Source organism: Citrobacter sp. C348 (assembly GCF_047467975.1).
Taxonomy (GTDB): Bacteria; Pseudomonadota; Gammaproteobacteria; order Enterobacterales; family Enterobacteriaceae; genus Citrobacter; species Citrobacter gillenii.
The window spans coordinates 214,819-231,372 of record NZ_JASJUJ010000007.1 but is presented as its reverse complement, the minus strand read 5'-3'; the positions used below and the strand labels follow the sequence as shown (position 1 = coordinate 231,372).

Genomic DNA, 16,554 nt, shown 5'->3' with positions numbered 1-16,554 from the left:
GGGGGCCCTGCCAGCTACATCCCGGCACACACGTCATCTGCCTTGGCTGCTTCCTTCCGGACCTGACCTGGTAAACAGAGTAGTGTTGCGGGAGAACCAACAGAGCCCCCATTGAGAGCGTTGTTAACCAACGCGCAGGCGCATTATCACTGCTGCACCGTGTAATTGCAACCCATCCAGCACCAGATGCTGTTTTCTTGTGCAATGCGGCTTCACTCACCCGCCATTCCAGATTATGCTGGGGAATTAGCGCAGGAATAACTGATGGATATACAAGACTCTTTCCCCCAACGCGTCTGGCAAATTGTCGCCGCAATCCCCGAAGGATTCGTCACTACCTATGGTGATGTCGCCAGACTTGCCGGATCTCCGCGCGCAGCGCGTCAGGTCGGCGGCGTCCTCAAACGGCTTCCCGAAGGCAGCACCCTGCCGTGGTATCGAGTCGTTAATCGCCATGGTGCTATATCGCTGACCGGGCCGGATCTACAGCGCCAGCGTCAGGCATTGCTGTCTGAAGGGGTGGTGGTTTCGGGAAGTGGGCACATCGATTTACAACGTTATCGCTGGGTGTATTAACCCTCCCCTGGCGGAGAGGGTTATGCCAGTCTTAGTACTGCGTAGGTGCAGGGACGGCTGAAGACGGATTCACCTGCGTGGGAGACGTTGACGGCACCGTAGTTGCCGCACCACCGCTGGCCTGAACCGGAACTTCCGTCTGCTGAACAGGAACCAGCGTCAGATCGGCCTTGGTACCGCCCTGGTTGATAACCGGCTGCACGGTGTCCGTAATAAACACCAGTTTGTCGTTCACCATAATGGCTGCACTCAACAAAATACGGGCGTTCGGCTGAATATCTGCCGGGTTAAACGGCAGCACAAAGCTAAATGGCGCCTGCTTCCCTTCAGTACGCACCGCTTTTTGCGACAGAACTTTTGACGGGGCATCCGCCAGCGAAGCGTCCGACAGTGTGACGGTCAGTACGGCATCCGGTGGCAGCGCAACTTTCTGGCGGATCCACACCGTACCAGAAACATTCGGCTGTTGAATTTTTGACTGTGTGTCAGCAATTGACGTAGTAGGGCTTGGCGCAGGTGTCTGAATATCTGCACTTTTATCAGCACAGGCCGCCAGCGCGACCGCAACGGCTAAACCACTTACCATGTGCACGAGTTTCATTAAATTCTCCTTATCGTCAATGCACCAGCGAGAACTTTCCTCGCCAGAAGAGTGGTTAACAAAAACATAACGTGACTAAGTGTGGTACAAAGTAGCTATTTTTGCCTGCAATCGACCGGTAATTCAGACAATTGCACCCATCGGACCACTTTCAAAATTGCGTTATACTCTGCCTACTTCGCTGCGACATCGACATGACCTGGAGAGCATCTATGAGTCTGGCACTAAAAAGTTTGCTGACATTATTGAATTTGGAAAAAATTGAAGAAGGACTCTTTCGCGGCCAAAGTGAGGACTTAGGGTTACGTCAGGTTTTTGGCGGGCAGGTCGTCGGACAGGCGCTGTATGCCGCTAAAGAAACCGTGCCAGAAGAGCGGCTGGTGCACTCCTTTCACAGCTACTTTTTACGTCCCGGCGATAGCCAAAAACCGATAATTTACGATGTCGAAGTGCTGCGCGATGGTAACAGTTTCAGCGCTCGCCGCATTGCCGCCATCCAGAACGGGAAGCCCATTTTCTACATGACCGCCTCTTTTCAGGCGCCGGAAGATGGCTTTGAACATCAAAAAACCATGCCGCACGCACCTGGGCCCGACGCGCTGAAATCCGAAACCGAAATTGCCCGTTCAGTAGCGCATCTGCTGCCGCCGCTGTTGAAAGAGAAATTTATCAATGACCGCCCACTGGAAGTGCGTCCGGTGGAGTTTCATAACCCGCTCAAAGGCCATGTCGCCGAACCGGCACGCCAGGTGTGGATCCGCGCCAACGGTACGGTGCAGGACGACCTACGCGTGCATCAGTATCTGCTGGGCTACGCCTCCGACCTGAACTTCCTGCCCGTGGCGCTACAGCCGTACGGGATTGGTTTTCTGGAGAAAGGGATTCAGATAGCCACTATCGACCATTCGATGTGGTTCCATCGTCCTTTCAATATCAATGAGTGGTTGCTGTATAACGTCGAGAGCACCTCTGCCTCCGGTGCCCGGGGCTTTGTGCGCGGGGAATTTTATACACAGGACGGCGTGCTGGTTGCCTCTACCGTACAGGAAGGGGTGATGCGCAATCGCAACTGATGTCTTATCCGGCCTACAGACTACATCTGTCGTAGGCCGGATAAGCGTTTAGCGCCATCCGGCAGAGTGAAATATCAAGCGTTGTAGGCGTTTTCACCGTGGCTGTTCACGTCCAGCCCTTCGCGCTCCTGCTCTTCCGGTACGCGCAGCCCTACCGTCATGTCCGCCAGCTTATAGCCGATGAAGGCCACCACGCCGGACCAGACAATGGTAATCGCCACGCTTTCGAGCTGCACCAGCACCTGATGCCCCATGGTCACGCCCTCAGCAAAGCCTACGCCACCCAGCGAACTGGCGGCGAACACCCCGGTCAGAAGACAGCCGACAATGCCGCAAACGCCGTGCACACCGAACACATCGCACGGGTCATCAACGCGCAGAAAACGCTTCAGCATCGTCACGCCCCACAGCCCCGCCAGACCGGCAATTGCCCCGATGATCAACGCACCGCCGACGCCAATGTAACCACAAGCAGGGGTCACGCCAACCAGGCCCGCAATGGCACCAGAACACGCCCCCAGCAGCGACGGTTTACCGCGCAGCGCCCACTCACCGAAGATCCAGCCGAGAATGGCAGCAGCGGTCGCCACCACAGTATTCACAAAGGCCAGTGCAGCGATTTCATTTGCCGTCCCAGCAGAACCTGCGTTAAAACCAAACCAGCCGATGTAGAGAATCGCGGTCCCGGTAAAGACCATCGGCAGGTTATGCGGTTTGAAAGCCTCTTTGCCAAAACCCACACGCTTGCCAATCAGATAAGCACCCACCAGCCCGGCGATCGCGGCGTTGATATGCACCACCGTCCCGCCCGCAAAATCCAGCGCGCCATGGGAGGCCAACAGACCACCACCCCAGACCATATGCGCAATCGGAATGTAGGACAGCGTCAGCCATACCACCACAAAAATCAGTACCGCAGAGAAGCGAATGCGTTCAGCCAGCGCCCCAACGATAAGTCCAACGGTGATGCAAGCAAATGAGCCCTGGAACGCAACGTGAATGTACTGGTAGAAACTCCCCGTTACCGCCGTCAGGGCAATGTTTTTCAGCATCACCCAGTTGAAGTTGCCGAAGAAACTATTCCCCTCGCCAAAGGCCAGCGAGTAGCCATACACCACCCATAAAATGCAGACCAGTGCAAACGTCACCGTCACCTGCGTCAGCATCGACAGAACGTTCTTGCCACGAATCAAACCGCCGTAAAACAGCGCGATGCCCGGAATGGTCATAAACAACACCAGCGCGGTACATATCATCATAAAGGCGTTATCAGCTTTGTCCGCGACGGCTGGCGCTGCCATCGCCAGCCCCGGCAGCAGTGCCAGTGAAGCGATACCCGTTTTCATCGTTGCTATCTTCATTTTTTGGTTTCCTATCACTGTGTGCCAGAAGTTACAGTGCGGCTTCGTCGGCTTCGCCGGTACGAATACGAATCACACGTTGCAGCTCGGCGACAAAAATTTTGCCGTCGCCAATTTTTCCGGTGTAGGCCGACTTGCTGATGACGTCGATCACCTCATCAAGCTGATCGTCGGCAATCGCCACATCAATCTTCACCTTCGGTAAAAAATTGACGCTGTATTCGGCTCCCCGATACAACTCGGCATGGCCTTTCTGTCGACCAAAGCCCTTCACTTCGGTGACGGTCAGCCCCTGAATACCAATAGAAGACAGTGCTTCACGGACGTCTTCCAGTTTGAACGGTTTGATTACCACGGTAACCAGCTTCATAGATCCCCTCCAGTCAGAATTCAGTAGTGGCTGCAGATACACAGGATGAATATTGCAAGGGGTGTGCCAGGAATGAAAAACGCGGGATGATTCAGGCTCGCAGGGCGCGGCCGGGGTAGAAAAAGAAAAAACGCACTATAACGGTGCATAGTGCGTTACATTTTTGCACCAGATTGTTGATTGCCGGATGGCGGCGTAAACGCCTTATCCGGCCTACGATACCGCGTTGGTCACGGTCTGATACGCGCAGCGCCATCAGGCAATAATGGAATCCTCATGCGCACTGGCCGCCAGCTCTTCACCAGCCAGTTGCAGCTGATACATTTGCCAGTAGCGGCCTTGCGCCGCCAGTAATTGCTGATGTGTGCCGCGCTCGACGGCCTGCCCCCGGTGCAGCACCAGAATGGTGTCTGCTTCCACGATCGTGGAGAGTCGATGGGCAATCACCACCAGCGTAGTGTGTTCGCGCACAGCAGCCAGCGCCTGCTGAATGGCCTGCTCCGTGCCGGAGTCAATACTGGCGGTGGCTTCATCCAGAATCAGTACCTGCGGCGTTTCGACCAGAACCCGCGCCAATGCCAGCAGCTGTTTCTGCCCCACGGACAAATTATTGCCCTGTTCGCCCAATCGGGTGTGAATACCGTCACTCAGACCGCGTGCCAGCTCAGCCAGCTGTACGGTCTCCAGCGCCTGCCACACTCGATCTTCAGAAATATCGCGGCCCAGCGTGACGTTTGCCAGGAAGGTGTCCGCCATCACAACCGGGTCCTGCTGCACCATCGCGACGCCCTGACGTAAGACGCCGTGACTCAACGAGGAGAGGGGGCGCCCGTCCAGACGGATCTCCCCTTGCGTCAGCGGATAGTAGCCCATCATCAGGCTGGCGAGCGTACTCTTGCCGCTGCCGGTATGCCCAACCAACGCCACAAAACTACGTGAAGGCACGGACAGGCTGATATTTTTCAGCACCAGATTGTCATCGCGATAAGCAAATGACACGTTATCAACCTCAATGTTGCCACTCTTCAGCGGTTGATCATCGTCGCCATAATGCTGCCGCGGTCTGTCCATCAGTTCGAAGACGCGTTCACCGGCGACAACCGCTTGCTGCAGCATGGATTGTTGAGTCGTCAGCTCAATCAACGGCTCGTTCAGACGCCCGAGATAGCTGATAAACGCATACAGCACGCCAACCTCGATAGATGTGCCAGAGGTCACGCTGAACAACATCAGTAAACCGCAGAGGATCAGGGCGGAAAACAGGCTCAGCAACGGACGCAGTAAAAAACCGTCCAGTCGCAGGGTCTGCATGCGTGCCATATAGTGCGAACGGCTAGCCTCGCCCATACGCTCCCCAAAGCGTGCCTGCTGACGAAACTGTTGGATCACGCTCATACCGTTGATGACTTCATTGAAACCATCGTTGATATCGGCCAGATAGGCACGAACACGGCGCACAATCGGTGTGCTGTAACGTTGATAAATCACCATCACCACCATCACCGCCGGGAAAATAGCCATCGCGACCAGCGCCATACGCCATTCGAGGCTAAACATCGCCACCAGCATGGCACCAATCAGAGCCGCACTGCGCAGTACCGTCGCCACGACCGTCACGTACAGGTCGCGGATCACTTCGGTATCGTTGGTTACACGAGAGATAAGCTGTCCGACGGGCTGGATGTCAAATTCACTCAACGGCTGGCGCAGCGCAGCATCCATGACATCCGTGCGTAGCTGTTGCACCACACCGACGGCAGCCTGGTTAAACAACAGCGACTGCGCATAGTGCAGTCCCGCCGCCAGCAGTTGCAGACCGACATAAGCCGCAACCAGACCAGCCACCATCGCCAACGGCAAATTGTTTTTCGCCACCATGTTATCAATAAAGTAGCTTATCAGCAGCGGACCGCTGACTTCCGCCGCCGCAGCCACCCACAGCATCACCACCGCAATGGCCAGCGGTTTTCGCCACGGTGAACCATAGCGTAGTAGCCGTTTCAGCGTCGGCCATAATTGCCCAAAACTACGCATTCGCCGCCTCCTCATTTAACGCAGGGGCATCAGACAGCGCCGCTTCCAGCTGCTGATAGCGATACATATCACTGTACCAACCGGGTTGCTGAACCAGCGTGTCATGGTCGCCACGCTGGGCAATATGTCCGTGCTGCATCACGATAATCTCGCTGGCTTCTGTCAGCGCCGACAAGCGGTGGGCGCTGATAATAACCGTTCTTCCCTCGCCCCACTGGCGCAGGTTATGCAGGATCTGATGTTCGGTACGGCCGTCTACCGCCGACAGCGCATCGTCAAGAATCAGAATTTCCGCATTAAGCAGCAGCGCGCGGGCAATAGAAATTCGCTGTTTTTGCCCGCCCGAGAGCATCACGCCCCGCTCGCCCACTTCGGTGTCATATCCCTGCGGCAAACGTAAAATATCCTCATGCACGCTGGCGAGGCGCGCCACATGTTCGATTTCGGCCTGTGTCGCCTGCGGGCGTCCAAGTGCAATGTTATTGCCGACGGTGTCCGAAAACAGGAACGGCGTCTGGCTAACAACTGCCAGCCGACTGCGCCAGCTATCAAGCTGTAAGCGCGTCAGCGGAATGTCATGAAAGCGCACGTCGCCCTGGGTAATATCAAAGTGGCGCTGGATCAGCGACAGAATGGTACTTTTTCCCGCACCGGTCGGCCCACAAATACCCAGCATCTGCCCAGGCTTAAGCTGGAAATTAACGTTTTCCAACGTCGGGCGCGCCATCAGCGGGTAGCTGAATTCACGAATCGCAACCGCCAGTTCCCCGCGCCCTTCCGGCACGGGTTCCGTGCCATCATTAACAACGGGAGCTTCCGCCAACATGGCGCGAATACGGCTGTAGGCGGCGCTACCGCGCTCGACGATATTAAACATCCACGCCAACGCCAGCATCGGCCAAATCATCAGACCGAGATACATCATAAAGCTGGTCAGCTGACCGAGCGTCAGCGAACCGTGAACCACCATCCAGCTTCCACCGCCAATCGCCAGCAGGTTCGCCATACCAATAGCGATATAAATGGTGGGATCGAAGCGGGCGTCGATGCGCGCGACGCGCATATTTTTCTTACCGGTATCCTGCGCATCTGCGGCAAATAAGGCCGACTGCCGGTCCTCCAGACCAAAGGCTTTAATCATGCGAATGCTGGTCAGGCTCTCCTGAGTACGATCGTTGAGACTGGAGAATGCCGCCTGCGCCTGCTTAAAGCGATTATGAAGCCGATCGCCGTAACGCTTAATCATCAGCGCCATCACCGGCATCGGTAGCAAGGCAAATAGCGTCAACTCCCAGCTTATTTGCGTAGACATGACGATAAGCACCGCACAGCCCATCACCAGCGAGTCGACCAACGTCAGCACACCTTCTCCGGCGGCGAACACCACCCGGTCAACATCGTTGGTGGCGCGCGCCATCAGATCGCCCGTGCGATGGCGCAGATAAAATTCAGGATGTTGACGGCTCAACTGACGGTAATAATCTTCGCGCAGCTCAACTGCCAGCTGGTAGGATGCCCCAAACAGCAGCACGCGCCAGACGTAGCGCAGCAAATAGACCACCACCGCAATCAGCGCAATTGTGCCAACCCACATTAGCAGGCGTTCGGTCGTGAAGCGTTGAGCCGTCACGCCATCAACAATAATACCGACCACTTTAGGCGGAATAAGTTGAAGGATAGCGATGATGATAAGCAGGGCCACTGCCCCGAGGTAGCGACGCCACTCCCGGCGAAAGTACCAGCTTAATTGAGCAAATAATCGCACGCGTTATGTCCTGACATGATTTCCGACAATGAGCGCCGGGAGAATTATTCAATAGGTAGAGCAGTTGTGTATTTAATCTGTTCCATCGCAAAGCTTGAGGTAACGTCCGACAACCCCGGCACGCTGTTCACCAGCCGTTTGTAGAAGTCATCATAGCGTTTCATGTCGGCGACCTGCACTCGCATCAGGTAGTCATACTCCCCGGCCATGCGCCAGAATCCCAGTACCTCTGGCATCCCGGTCACTTCAGTCACAAAGCGACAGTACCATTCACTGCTGTGATGCTGCGTTTTGATCAGCACAAAGGCCGTTAACCCAAGTCCCAGCTTTTCGGGATCCAGCAGCGCGACTTTGCCAAGCAGAACGCCGTCATCCTCAAGTCGCTTGAGTCGTTTCCAGCAGGGGGTGGTTGTCAGATTAACGGCATCTGCGAGTGCCTGCAAAGAAAGGGTGCAATCCTGTTGCAGCAAGCTGAGCAGCTTGCGGTCAATTTTGTCTAACATATCCACTCCACAGAGAAGAATTTTCTCCCTACATTCTATTTTAAAGGCTAAATGGCAACAATTTTTTCCGTGCTTTTCGTTACTCTAGGCACAAAATGACAAATGGATATTAATGATGAATAGCTCCTGGGTTAAAAACGCCATCAATGAAATCAATGCGGATTATCAACGCTCCGCAGATACTCATCTTATCCGCCTGTCACTTCCGGCGTTCCCGGGGATTCAGCTGTACCTGAAAGATGAAAGTACACATCCGACCGGTAGCCTGAAACATCGACTGGCGCGTTCACTGTTCCTGTACGGACTGTGCAATGGTTGGATCAAAGAAGGCACCACCATTATTGAGTCGTCTTCCGGCTCCACGGCGGTTTCTGAAGCCTATTTCGCCCGCCTGCTGGGGCTACCGTTTATCGCCGTCATGCCGTCCTGCACGGCAAAACGCAAAGTTGAGCAGATTGAGTTTTACGGCGGTCGCTGCCATTTCGTGGAAAGCGCCTGCGAAATTTATGCCGCGTCTGAACAGCTGGCCCGTGAACTCAACGGCCATTATATGGATCAGTTCACCTACGCTGAGCGCGCTACCGACTGGCGCGGCAATAACAATATTGCCGACAGTATCTTCCGCCAGATGTCATGCGAGCCACATCCCGTTCCCCGCCACATTGTGATGAGCGCCGGAACCGGCGGCACGTCAGCAACCATTGGGCGCTACATTCGCTGCCAGGGTTACGACACCAGGCTGATGGTGGTCGATCCGGAAAACTCTGTTTTTCTGCCATACTGGCAGGCGCGTGACGCCACATTACGCAGCCCGGTGGGCAGTAAAATCGAAGGTATCGGTCGCCCGCGCGTCGAGCCCTCTTTCATTCCGGACGTGGTTGATGAAATGCTGCGCGTGCCGGATGCCGCCAGCGTCGCTACCGCGCACTGGCTGGAAACGCAGTTGGGCCGCAAAGTCGGAGCTTCAACCGGGACCAATATGTGGGGTACGCTGCAACTTGCCGCCCGCATGCGTGAGGCTGGAGAAACAGGTTCACTGGTAACGTTACTGTGCGACAGCGGCGAACGTTATCTTGAGACCTACTACAACCCAGAGTGGGTTAATGCGCACATTGGCGATTTGACACCATGGAAAGCGGAAATCGCCCAACTGCTGAATACCCAGTAAACCGGCAAAAAAAAGCCAGACCTAATGGTCTGGCTTGCTGGAAGGGATCTCTCATTCGGGGGAATAAGGTAGATGCGGATTATCCAGCCAATGTGTTAAAAAGTGCGATACCGCCTGATTGCGACAATGTCCAATCACCGGTAAATCAGGAAGCTCAGCAATTAATTGCGGCATGGCGTTGCCCATAATCAAACCTCGCCCCACGCTGCCCAGCATCTCGCGATCGTTCATCGCGTCACCAAATGCCATGCACTCAGCCATAGAAAAACCTAAATGGTCACTCAGTACCGCCAGCGCGGAGCCTTTGTTACAGCCTAGCGGCAGCACTTCAAGACAGTCTACGGCGGAAAAACAGAGATTTGCCTGCTCACCCAGCGCCTCATTCAATTGAATGCGCAGGCGTATCAGGTCGTCATGATCGCCGCAGAAGCAGATCTTCGTCACCTGATGCGCGGGGATACGTTTCACATCCACGACCTGATAACGGAATCCGCTGTACACATGCGCCTTGAGGATCGACGGGATCTCCTGCCCGGTGAACCAGCCATTGTCATTGAAGACATGCATGCTGGCCTGGGTATCCCACTTCTGATGCAGGACGATATCTGCTGCCTCGGGTGCCAGATCCTGACGATGCAGTACGTCCCCTTCCAGCGAATGAATACGCGTCCCGTTACCCGTTATCAAAAATGCGTCCAGTGAGAGGGTCCCTAAGATATGACGCATCTCCAGCACATGGCGGCCAGTGGCAAACGTCAGAGTGATGTCGCGTTCACGCAGGCGCGCCAGCGTCGAGAGTGTTTCGTCACCTAAATGGTGATTCGGCATCAGCAGGGTGCCATCCATATCAAATGCAGCCAGACGAGCCATTTCTTTCTCCACACTGTGACGCGGTTAACTTGTGGTTCAGTATCACCTGAGATATACGGAAGTAATAGTGAATAGATAAAACGAATTGTTCCGGGTTTATGTTGCCTGAAGGATAAAGTGCAAATGCGGCTTTTGAATCGATTGAATCAGTACCAACGCCTCTGGCAGCCCTCAAACGGAGAGCCGCAGTCGGTCACCGTCGGCGAACTGGCTGAACGCTGTTTTTGCAGCGAGCGCCATGTCCGTACGCTGCTACGCCAGGCACAGGAGGCGGGCTGGCTGGCATGGGAAGCACGCTCAGGACGCGGGAAACGAGGGCAACTGCGCTTTTTGGTCACGCCCGACTCGCTGCGCAATACGATGATGGAGCAGGCGTTGCAAAAGGGAGAACAGCGTAGCGTGCTGGAGCTGGCGCAGTTGGCTCCCGGAGAATTAAGAACGCTGCTGCAGCCGTTTATGGGTGGCCAGTGGCAAAACGATACGCCAACGTTGCGTATTCCCTATTACCGCCCACTTGATCCCCTCCGCCCCGGCTTCCTCCCCGGCCGCGCCGAACAGCACCTTGCCGGGCAAGTCTTCTCCGGACTGACGCGTTTTGACAGTACAACCCAGCGCCCTTGCGGCGATTTGGCCCACCACTGGGATATCTCCGCCGACGGCCTGCGCTGGGATTTCTATATTCGCTCCACGCTGCACTGGCATAACGGTGACGCGCTTAGCACCTCGCAGCTACATCAACGCCTGCAACAGCTGCTGGAGCTGCCCGCGCTCAATAAATTATTTATCAGCGTGAAGCGTATTGAGGTGACTCACCCTCAATGCCTGACGTTTATTTTACATCGCCCCGACTTCTGGCTGGCACACCGTCTGGCCAGCTACAGCAGTCATCTGGCGCACCCGGAACAGCCGCTCGTCGGCACCGGTCCGTTTAGGCTGACGCTGTTTACACCGGAGCTGGTCCGTATCGAGAGCCATGACCACTATCACCTCAGCCACCCGTTGCTGAAAGCCATTGAATTTTGGATAACACCGCAGCTTTTCGACCAGGATCTGGGTACCAGCTGCCGCCATCCGGTGCAAATTGCCATTGGCAAGCCTGAGGAACTGCCGATGCTTAGCCAGGTTAGTAGCGGGATCAGCCTCGGATTTTGTTATTTAACACTCAGGAAAAGCGCGCGACTGAACGTGCTTCAGGCGCGTCGGCTGGTCAATATCATCCACCGCTCTTCCCTGTTGCAGACGCTTGAGGTGGAAGAGAATCTGATTACCCCAAGCAATGCGCTGCTGCCAGGGTGGACCATTCCGCAATGGGATCAGTTGGATGAAGTGGCCCTGCCGGAAAAACTGACGCTGGTATATCACCTGCCAGTAGAGTTGCACGCCATGGCCGAACAGCTTCGCCAGGTGCTGGCAACGCTGGGCTGCGAGTTAACGCTGATTTTTCACAATGCCAAGAACTGGGACGGTGACCATCCGCTGGCCCAGGCAGATCTGATGATGGGCGACCGTCTGATTGGCGAAGCACCAGAATATACACTTGAACAGTGGCTACGCTGTGATCAGCTCTGGCCGCATGTTCTGGACGCCCCGGCATTCTCTCATCTACAGGCCACGCTGGATGCGCTGCAAATCCAGGCTAATGAGGATCATCGTCACGCGGCGTTACAGCAGGTTTTCACTAACCTGATGAATGACGCCACGCTAACGCCGCTGTTTAATTACCATTACCGCATTAGCGCCCCACCGGGTGTCAACGGCGTGCGGCTCAACCCCAGAGGCTGGTTTGAATTCACCGAGGCCTGGCTGCCGCCGCCTTCATCGTGAAGAAGCTGGTCGACGCCGCGCCCAGGCGCTACCATAGGGTTTTCGTTATTTGTCAGGAAAAACCATGAAACGTGCCGTTGTCGTATTTAGTGGAGGTCAGGACTCCACCACCTGTCTGGCGCAGGCGCTGCATCAATATGATGAAGTGCACTGTGTGACCTTTGATTATGGTCAGCGCCATCGCGCTGAGATTGATGTCGCACGTGACCTGGCCTTAAAACTCGGCGCACGCGCACACAAAGTTCTCGACGTCACGCTGCTTAGCGAACTGGCGGTCAGTAGCTTGACCCGAGATAACATTCCGGTACCGGATTACGAACCGGAAGCCAACGGCATTCCCAACACCTTTGTGCCCGGACGTAATATTTTGTTCTTAACGCTGACAGCGATTTATGCATATCAGGTGCAAGCGGAAGCAGTCATTACTGGCGTTTGCGAGACCGATTTCTCCGGCTATCCTGATTGTCGCGATGAGTTTGTCAAAGCGCTGAATCATGCCGTAAGTCTGGGCATGGCAAAAGATATCCGCTTTGAAACCCCGTTGATGTGGCTTGATAAAGCCGAAACCTGGGCACTGGCCGACTACTGGGGCAAGCTGGATCTGGTGCGTGAAGAGACGCTGACTTGCTATAACGGCGTTAAGGGCGACGGTTGCGGCCAGTGTGCCGCCTGTAACCTGCGTGCCAACGGCCTGAACCATTATCTGGCGGATAAACCGGCAGTGATGGCGGCCATGAAGCAGAAAACCGGGTTAAAGTAATTTATCGCGATGATAATGCCGGATGGCGACGCTAATGCGTCTTATCCGGCCTACAAATCGGTATCATTTGCAGGCCTGATGTTTGCAGGCCCGGCAATCTTCCCTTACTTCACCATCTGCTCCAGCTTTTCGCGCAACTCCCCTTCCAGCGGCAGCGCTTTCTGCGTTTTTAAATCGATACAGACGAAGGTAATCAACGCATCGGCCACGACCTGCCCTTCCGGCTCTAACGTGATGGTCTGGTTTAACACACCGCTTTTGCCATTTAACTGTTGTACCTGACTGGTGACCGTCAGCAGATCACTCAGCACGGCGGGGCGCCGGTAGTTAATATTAATGTTAACCACCACAAAAGCGATGTTGTGCGCGGTCATCCACTGGAAGCTATCACTGTTTTCCAGACCGTCCCAGCGGGCTTCTTCCAGAAACTCAAGGTAGCGGGCATTGTTAACATGTTGATAGACATCGAGATGAAAACCACGAACTTTGATTTGTGTTTGCATAGCGCAGGAACCCTAATTTGTTTTTATAGGAATAGACTTGAGGATAAGGAGGTCATAACTGGTATGACCTCTACAGTCTGGCAAATTTTCAGCGCTCTGCAAGTTATTAAAGTGTTAAAACAGCCAGGTTACGCTCCACCAGTGAACTGCCCATTCCCGGCACCTGTTTTAAGTCATCAACCGTTTTAAACGGCCCGTACTCCTCCCGGTAGCTGACAATCGCCTGCGCTTTCTTTAGCCCGACACCATTCATGACCCGCGCTAAATCCTCCGCCGACGCGGTATTGATGCTTACCCTGGTGCCTTCATCATCGCTGGCTTTCGTCGGTACCGTTGCTTTGCTATGCGCCGCACCCGCCCCCTCTGCTTTGGTCTGGACTGCCTGGCTTTTAGCGACCGGTTCCGCGGCCAGAGTACTTTGGCTCACGCCAGCACAGGTTAATGAAAGGGTGATAAGCAGTGCTTTGATTCCATGTTTCATACTGTTTTCTCCTTGTTTGTTAACAGTGGAATCACGATAGCGAGGTGGAGAACGGCAGACAAATGGCAAAATTCAGAAATGGAAAAGGCCGCGAAAGCGGCCTTTGGTGTATACAACTTTTTGCAATTTTTTGCGAAGCGTCTCGATTATTGCTGCTGTTCCAGCGCGTCACCGACTTTAATTTTTGCCGCTTTACGCAGGTTACTCATCAGCGCTTCGAAGACGATCTGCGCGTTGTTCTGAGTAATCCCCTGAACCATTGCTTTCTTCTGCTCTTCTGGCATCGAACCCGCTTTCACCGCGTCGAGCGCCAGCAGAACAACGTTGCCCTGCATATCGTTCGCTACGCCGTAGCTCGGCTTGTCATTCGCCGGCAGCGCCAGACCAAACGCCGCCTGGCTCAGCGGATCCTGACCTGTACGGCTCAGGGTTTTCGCTTCACCAAAACTCAGACCTGCCGCTTTCATTGCTTCATCGCCTTTACCGGCTTTCAGCGCAGCCAGCAGTTTGTCGGCATCCAGCTTCGCTTGTTGCTCTGCTTTGTTGTGCTTAACGAGCGCGGTTACCTGATCTTTCACTTCAGCCAGCGGCTTAACAGCTTCCGCTTTGTGCTCTGCAATACGCAGCACAAACGCGCGATCGCCATCCACGGTGATGATGTCAGAGTTGCTGCCCGGAGTGCCATTCTCACCAACCAGGCCACCATTGAAAATGATGTCTGAAACCGGTTTGAAATTCAGCTCTTCAGGCAGGCTGTCACGGCTAAACCAGCCCGTTTCAACGGCTTTCATACCCGCTGCCTGCTCAGCCCCCGCGAGGGATTCGTTATCGTTGCTTGCCGCATCGCTGACTTTCTGCTGCAGCGCATAGTAGGCATCCAGCGCTTTTTCCTGCTTCACTTTCGCCGCAATCTCGTCACGTGCTTCGCTCAGCGGTTTAACCTGCGCTGGCTGGACATCATCAAGACGAGCAACCAGGAAACCCACAGAAGACTTGATCACGCCTGACAGTTGGCCTTTTTCTTTCAGACCCGCATTCTTCAGCTCTTCTGGTGTGGTGGATTCTTCCAGCCATCCCATATCACCGCCGTTACGGGCAGAGATAATGTCGGCAGATTTTTCCTTCGCCAGGGCGGCAAAATCACCACCTTTGTTCAGCGCATCCAGTACCGCTTTGGCTTCATCTTCCGTTTTGGTCTGGATGATGCTGTAGCGATTACGCTGCGGTTGAGTGAACTGATCCTGATGCTGGTCATAATAAGACTGAATATCCGCATCGCTGGCTGTTTCCTGCATAGCTGCAGCATCCAGCTTGATGTAGCTCACACGGAACTGCTCCGGCATCATAAAGTGGTTTTTATTCTGCTCGTAGTAGCTGGCAACTTCCTGCTCGGTCACCGACTGTTTCGCTGCAAGTGCGTTGACGTCAATAGTCGCTTCACGCACGATACGCTGCTGTGCAACCAGAGCCGCCAGTTCGTCCGTTTCACCCTTCAGCATGAACTCTGTCCCGGCTACGCCGTTGATCAACTGCTGGGTGGTGAGCTGGTTACGCAGCGCCTGAGCATACTGGTCTGCGGTCATCCCCATCTGATTGACAATTGCGTTATAGCGGTTGTTATCAAATTTACCGTCAACCTGGAAAGCAGGCGTTGAGAAGATAGCCTGTTTAACCTGCTCATCGCTGATGCTGAGCTTCAGTTCGCGAGAGTATTGGTCCAGCAGCGCTTCGTCTACCAGACGATTCAGCACCTGCTGACGCAGCGTTTTCATGTAGCCTTCATTCGCCGCCAGCTCAGAGAACTGATCGCCCAGCTGCTGCTGCATGCGATTACGTTCACTGTTAAACGCATTCTCAAACTGCCCGCGGCTAATTTCCTGGCCATTCACTTTTGCGGCGTAGTTGTTGCTTCCGCCAATCAGGTAACCACTCACGCCGGTCAAAATGAACGACACGATAATGATACCGAAAATAATCTTGAGCACGAGACTGTTAGCAGCCGTGCGTAAGCTGTCCATCATGGTGTAACCACACTCCGCTGTAGGTGACTGTATACCTCACGCAGCATAGCGTTTTCTGAACGCTGCGTGGAAAGGTCTATTGTGACAAGAAACAGGGGCGATTGTCAGCCCACAACACGTAGAAAGTCCCGGAATCACAAATAAAAAAGGCACATCTGTTGATGCGCCCTTGTACTTAGTCACATCCCCAAAGGGGGAATCACTTAGTTTACCGCGTCTTTCAGTGCTTTACCTGCACGGAAACCCGGTACTTTAGCCGCGGCGATAGTGATCTCTTTACCAGTTTGCGGGTTGCGACCAGTACGGGCAGCACGCTCTTTAACGGCAAAAGTACCAAAACCTACCAGCGCTACGTCATCACCTTCTTTCAGGGATTCGGTAACAGAAGCAATAATTGCATCTAACGCACGTCCAGCCGCAGCTTTAGAGATATCAGCCCCTGCAGCAATTTTGTCGATCAGTTGAGATTTATTCACTCTTCTCTTCCTCTTTATAATTTATATCGCACCTGAATCCTTCAAAGTGCGAACGCGCAGCAGTTATATCAGGCCTGCCATGCCCTTACAACACCCGTTAATGATGGCAAGCCTAATCCGTCATCTAAATTAGCTATACAAAAAAAGGCTGGCAAGCCCGAAATGGCC

16 protein-coding genes and 1 other RNA gene are annotated in these 16,554 nt (G+C 54.4%); 5 read left to right on the top strand and 12 right to left on the bottom strand.

What is annotated here, in order from left to right:
* Nucleotides 1–5: 5 nt before the first annotated feature.
* An RNA gene (gene ffs / locus QNN86_RS15050) (signal recognition particle sRNA small type) lies at nucleotides 6–102 on the bottom strand.
* Nucleotides 103–264: 162 nt separating this feature from the next.
* Here ffs and QNN86_RS15045 point away from each other — a divergent pair.
* Complete coding sequence (locus QNN86_RS15045) at nucleotides 265–576, top strand: MGMT family protein (RefSeq protein ID WP_153879390.1); 312 nt, start codon at nucleotides 265–267, stop codon at nucleotides 574–576.
* 31 nt (nucleotides 577–607) lie between these two features.
* Here the strand turns inward: QNN86_RS15045 and QNN86_RS15040 are convergent, their stop codons facing one another.
* On the bottom strand, nucleotides 608–1,177 hold the full coding sequence (locus QNN86_RS15040) for a YbaY family lipoprotein (RefSeq protein ID WP_115259223.1): 570 nt from the start codon (nucleotides 1,175–1,177) through the stop codon (nucleotides 608–610).
* Nucleotides 1,178–1,389: 212 nt separating this feature from the next.
* On the opposite strand from QNN86_RS15040, the gene tesB reads away from it, so the two are divergent.
* Nucleotides 1,390–2,250: an acyl-CoA thioesterase II gene (tesB, locus tag QNN86_RS15035; RefSeq protein ID WP_115259224.1), complete on the top strand. Its 861-nt coding sequence runs from the start codon at nucleotides 1,390–1,392 to the stop codon at nucleotides 2,248–2,250.
* Nucleotides 2,251–2,324: 74 nt separating this feature from the next.
* Here tesB and amtB read toward each other — a convergent pair whose 3' ends face one another.
* The 5 genes from amtB to decR all read right to left on the bottom strand — a co-directional run bounded on the left by amtB (nucleotide 2,325) and on the right by decR (nucleotide 8,283).
* Complete coding sequence (amtB, locus tag QNN86_RS15030) at nucleotides 2,325–3,611, bottom strand: ammonium transporter AmtB (RefSeq protein WP_096758050.1); 1,287 nt, start codon at nucleotides 3,609–3,611, stop codon at nucleotides 2,325–2,327.
* Nucleotides 3,612–3,642: 31 nt separating this feature from the next.
* Nucleotides 3,643–3,981 carry a P-II family nitrogen regulator gene (gene glnK / locus QNN86_RS15025; RefSeq protein ID WP_096758051.1) on the bottom strand — a complete coding sequence of 113 codons (339 nt, stop codon included), beginning with the start codon at nucleotides 3,979–3,981 and terminating at the stop codon, nucleotides 3,643–3,645.
* Nucleotides 3,982–4,236: 255 nt separating this feature from the next.
* On the bottom strand, nucleotides 4,237–6,015 hold the full coding sequence (locus tag QNN86_RS15020) for a SmdB family multidrug efflux ABC transporter permease/ATP-binding protein (protein WP_414211494.1): 1,779 nt from the start codon (nucleotides 6,013–6,015) through the stop codon (nucleotides 4,237–4,239).
* Entirely contained in the window at nucleotides 6,008–7,780 is a 1,773-nt protein-coding gene (locus QNN86_RS15015; RefSeq protein ID WP_182296545.1) for a SmdA family multidrug ABC transporter permease/ATP-binding protein, read from the bottom strand. The genes QNN86_RS15020 and QNN86_RS15015 overlap by 8 nt, the downstream gene beginning before the upstream one ends.
* 44 nt (nucleotides 7,781–7,824) lie before the next feature.
* Nucleotides 7,825–8,283 (bottom strand): DNA-binding transcriptional regulator DecR, encoded by a 459-nt coding sequence (gene decR, locus QNN86_RS15010; RefSeq protein WP_164496612.1) that lies wholly within the window; start codon nucleotides 8,281–8,283, stop codon nucleotides 7,825–7,827.
* A 112-nt stretch (nucleotides 8,284–8,395) separates the two neighbouring features.
* Between decR and QNN86_RS15005 the strand changes: the two genes are divergently transcribed.
* Nucleotides 8,396–9,451 (top strand): PLP-dependent cysteine synthase family protein, encoded by a 1,056-nt coding sequence (locus QNN86_RS15005; protein ID WP_219921364.1) that lies wholly within the window; start codon nucleotides 8,396–8,398, stop codon nucleotides 9,449–9,451.
* Nucleotides 9,452–9,502: 51 nt separating this feature from the next.
* Here QNN86_RS15005 and cof read toward each other — a convergent pair whose 3' ends face one another.
* Nucleotides 9,503–10,321 (bottom strand): HMP-PP phosphatase, encoded by an 819-nt coding sequence (gene cof, locus QNN86_RS15000; RefSeq protein ID WP_115259227.1) that lies wholly within the window; start codon nucleotides 10,319–10,321, stop codon nucleotides 9,503–9,505.
* A 123-nt stretch (nucleotides 10,322–10,444) separates the two neighbouring features.
* Between cof and QNN86_RS14995 the strand changes: the two genes are divergently transcribed.
* Together QNN86_RS14995 and queC are read left to right on the top strand one after the other, a co-directional pair.
* Nucleotides 10,445–12,145, top strand: coding sequence for an SgrR family transcriptional regulator (locus QNN86_RS14995; RefSeq protein ID WP_414211491.1), 1,701 nt, complete (start codon nucleotides 10,445–10,447; stop codon nucleotides 12,143–12,145).
* 64 nt (nucleotides 12,146–12,209) lie between these two features.
* Nucleotides 12,210–12,905, top strand: coding sequence for a 7-cyano-7-deazaguanine synthase QueC (queC, locus tag QNN86_RS14990; RefSeq protein ID WP_115259230.1), 696 nt, complete (start codon nucleotides 12,210–12,212; stop codon nucleotides 12,903–12,905).
* Nucleotides 12,906–13,009: 104 nt separating this feature from the next.
* Here queC and fadM read toward each other — a convergent pair whose 3' ends face one another.
* From fadM to hupB, 4 genes are all read right to left on the bottom strand, one after another.
* Complete coding sequence (gene fadM / locus QNN86_RS14985; protein WP_096758059.1) at nucleotides 13,010–13,408, bottom strand: long-chain acyl-CoA thioesterase FadM; 399 nt, start codon at nucleotides 13,406–13,408, stop codon at nucleotides 13,010–13,012.
* A gap of 106 nt (nucleotides 13,409–13,514) precedes the next feature.
* Nucleotides 13,515–13,889, bottom strand: coding sequence for a helix-hairpin-helix domain-containing protein (locus QNN86_RS14980; RefSeq protein ID WP_096758060.1), 375 nt, complete (start codon nucleotides 13,887–13,889; stop codon nucleotides 13,515–13,517).
* A gap of 146 nt (nucleotides 13,890–14,035) precedes the next feature.
* Nucleotides 14,036–15,910 carry a peptidylprolyl isomerase gene (gene ppiD / locus QNN86_RS14975; RefSeq protein WP_414211488.1) on the bottom strand — a complete coding sequence of 625 codons (1,875 nt, stop codon included), beginning with the start codon at nucleotides 15,908–15,910 and terminating at the stop codon, nucleotides 14,036–14,038.
* Nucleotides 15,911–16,113: 203 nt separating this feature from the next.
* Nucleotides 16,114–16,404, bottom strand: coding sequence for a nucleoid-associated protein HU-beta (gene hupB / locus QNN86_RS14970; RefSeq protein WP_219352570.1), 291 nt, complete (start codon nucleotides 16,402–16,404; stop codon nucleotides 16,114–16,116).
* Nucleotides 16,405–16,554: the final 150 nt, after the last annotated feature.

Bases quoted from the DNA above. Each gene is read 5' to 3' on its own strand.
- QNN86_RS15005 (WP_219921364.1), top strand. From the start codon at position 8,396: ATGATGAATAGCTCCTGGGTTAAAAACGCCATCAATGAAATCAATGCG.
- queC (WP_115259230.1), top strand. From the start codon at position 12,210: ATGAAACGTGCCGTTGTCGTATTTAGTGGAGGTCAGGACTCCACCACC.
- QNN86_RS15045 (WP_153879390.1), top strand. From the start codon at position 265: ATGGATATACAAGACTCTTTCCCCCAACGCGTCTGGCAAATTGTCGCC.
- glnK (WP_096758051.1), bottom strand. From the start codon at position 3,981: ATGAAGCTGGTTACCGTGGTAATCAAACCGTTCAAACTGGAAGACGTC.
- QNN86_RS15020 (WP_414211494.1), bottom strand. From the start codon at position 6,015: ATGCGTAGTTTTGGGCAATTATGGCCGACGCTGAAACGGCTACTACGC.
- QNN86_RS14995 (WP_414211491.1), top strand. From the start codon at position 10,445: ATGCGGCTTTTGAATCGATTGAATCAGTACCAACGCCTCTGGCAGCCC.
- QNN86_RS14980 (WP_096758060.1), bottom strand. From the start codon at position 13,889: ATGAAACATGGAATCAAAGCACTGCTTATCACCCTTTCATTAACCTGT.
- fadM (WP_096758059.1), bottom strand. From the start codon at position 13,408: ATGCAAACACAAATCAAAGTTCGTGGTTTTCATCTCGATGTCTATCAA.
- amtB (WP_096758050.1), bottom strand. From the start codon at position 3,611: ATGAAGATAGCAACGATGAAAACGGGTATCGCTTCACTGGCACTGCTG.
- decR (WP_164496612.1), bottom strand. From the start codon at position 8,283: ATGTTAGACAAAATTGACCGCAAGCTGCTCAGCTTGCTGCAACAGGAT.
- tesB (WP_115259224.1), top strand. From the start codon at position 1,390: ATGAGTCTGGCACTAAAAAGTTTGCTGACATTATTGAATTTGGAAAAA.
- ppiD (WP_414211488.1), bottom strand. From the start codon at position 15,910: ATGATGGACAGCTTACGCACGGCTGCTAACAGTCTCGTGCTCAAGATT.
- cof (WP_115259227.1), bottom strand. From the start codon at position 10,321: ATGGCTCGTCTGGCTGCATTTGATATGGATGGCACCCTGCTGATGCCG.
- QNN86_RS15040 (WP_115259223.1), bottom strand. From the start codon at position 1,177: ATGAAACTCGTGCACATGGTAAGTGGTTTAGCCGTTGCGGTCGCGCTG.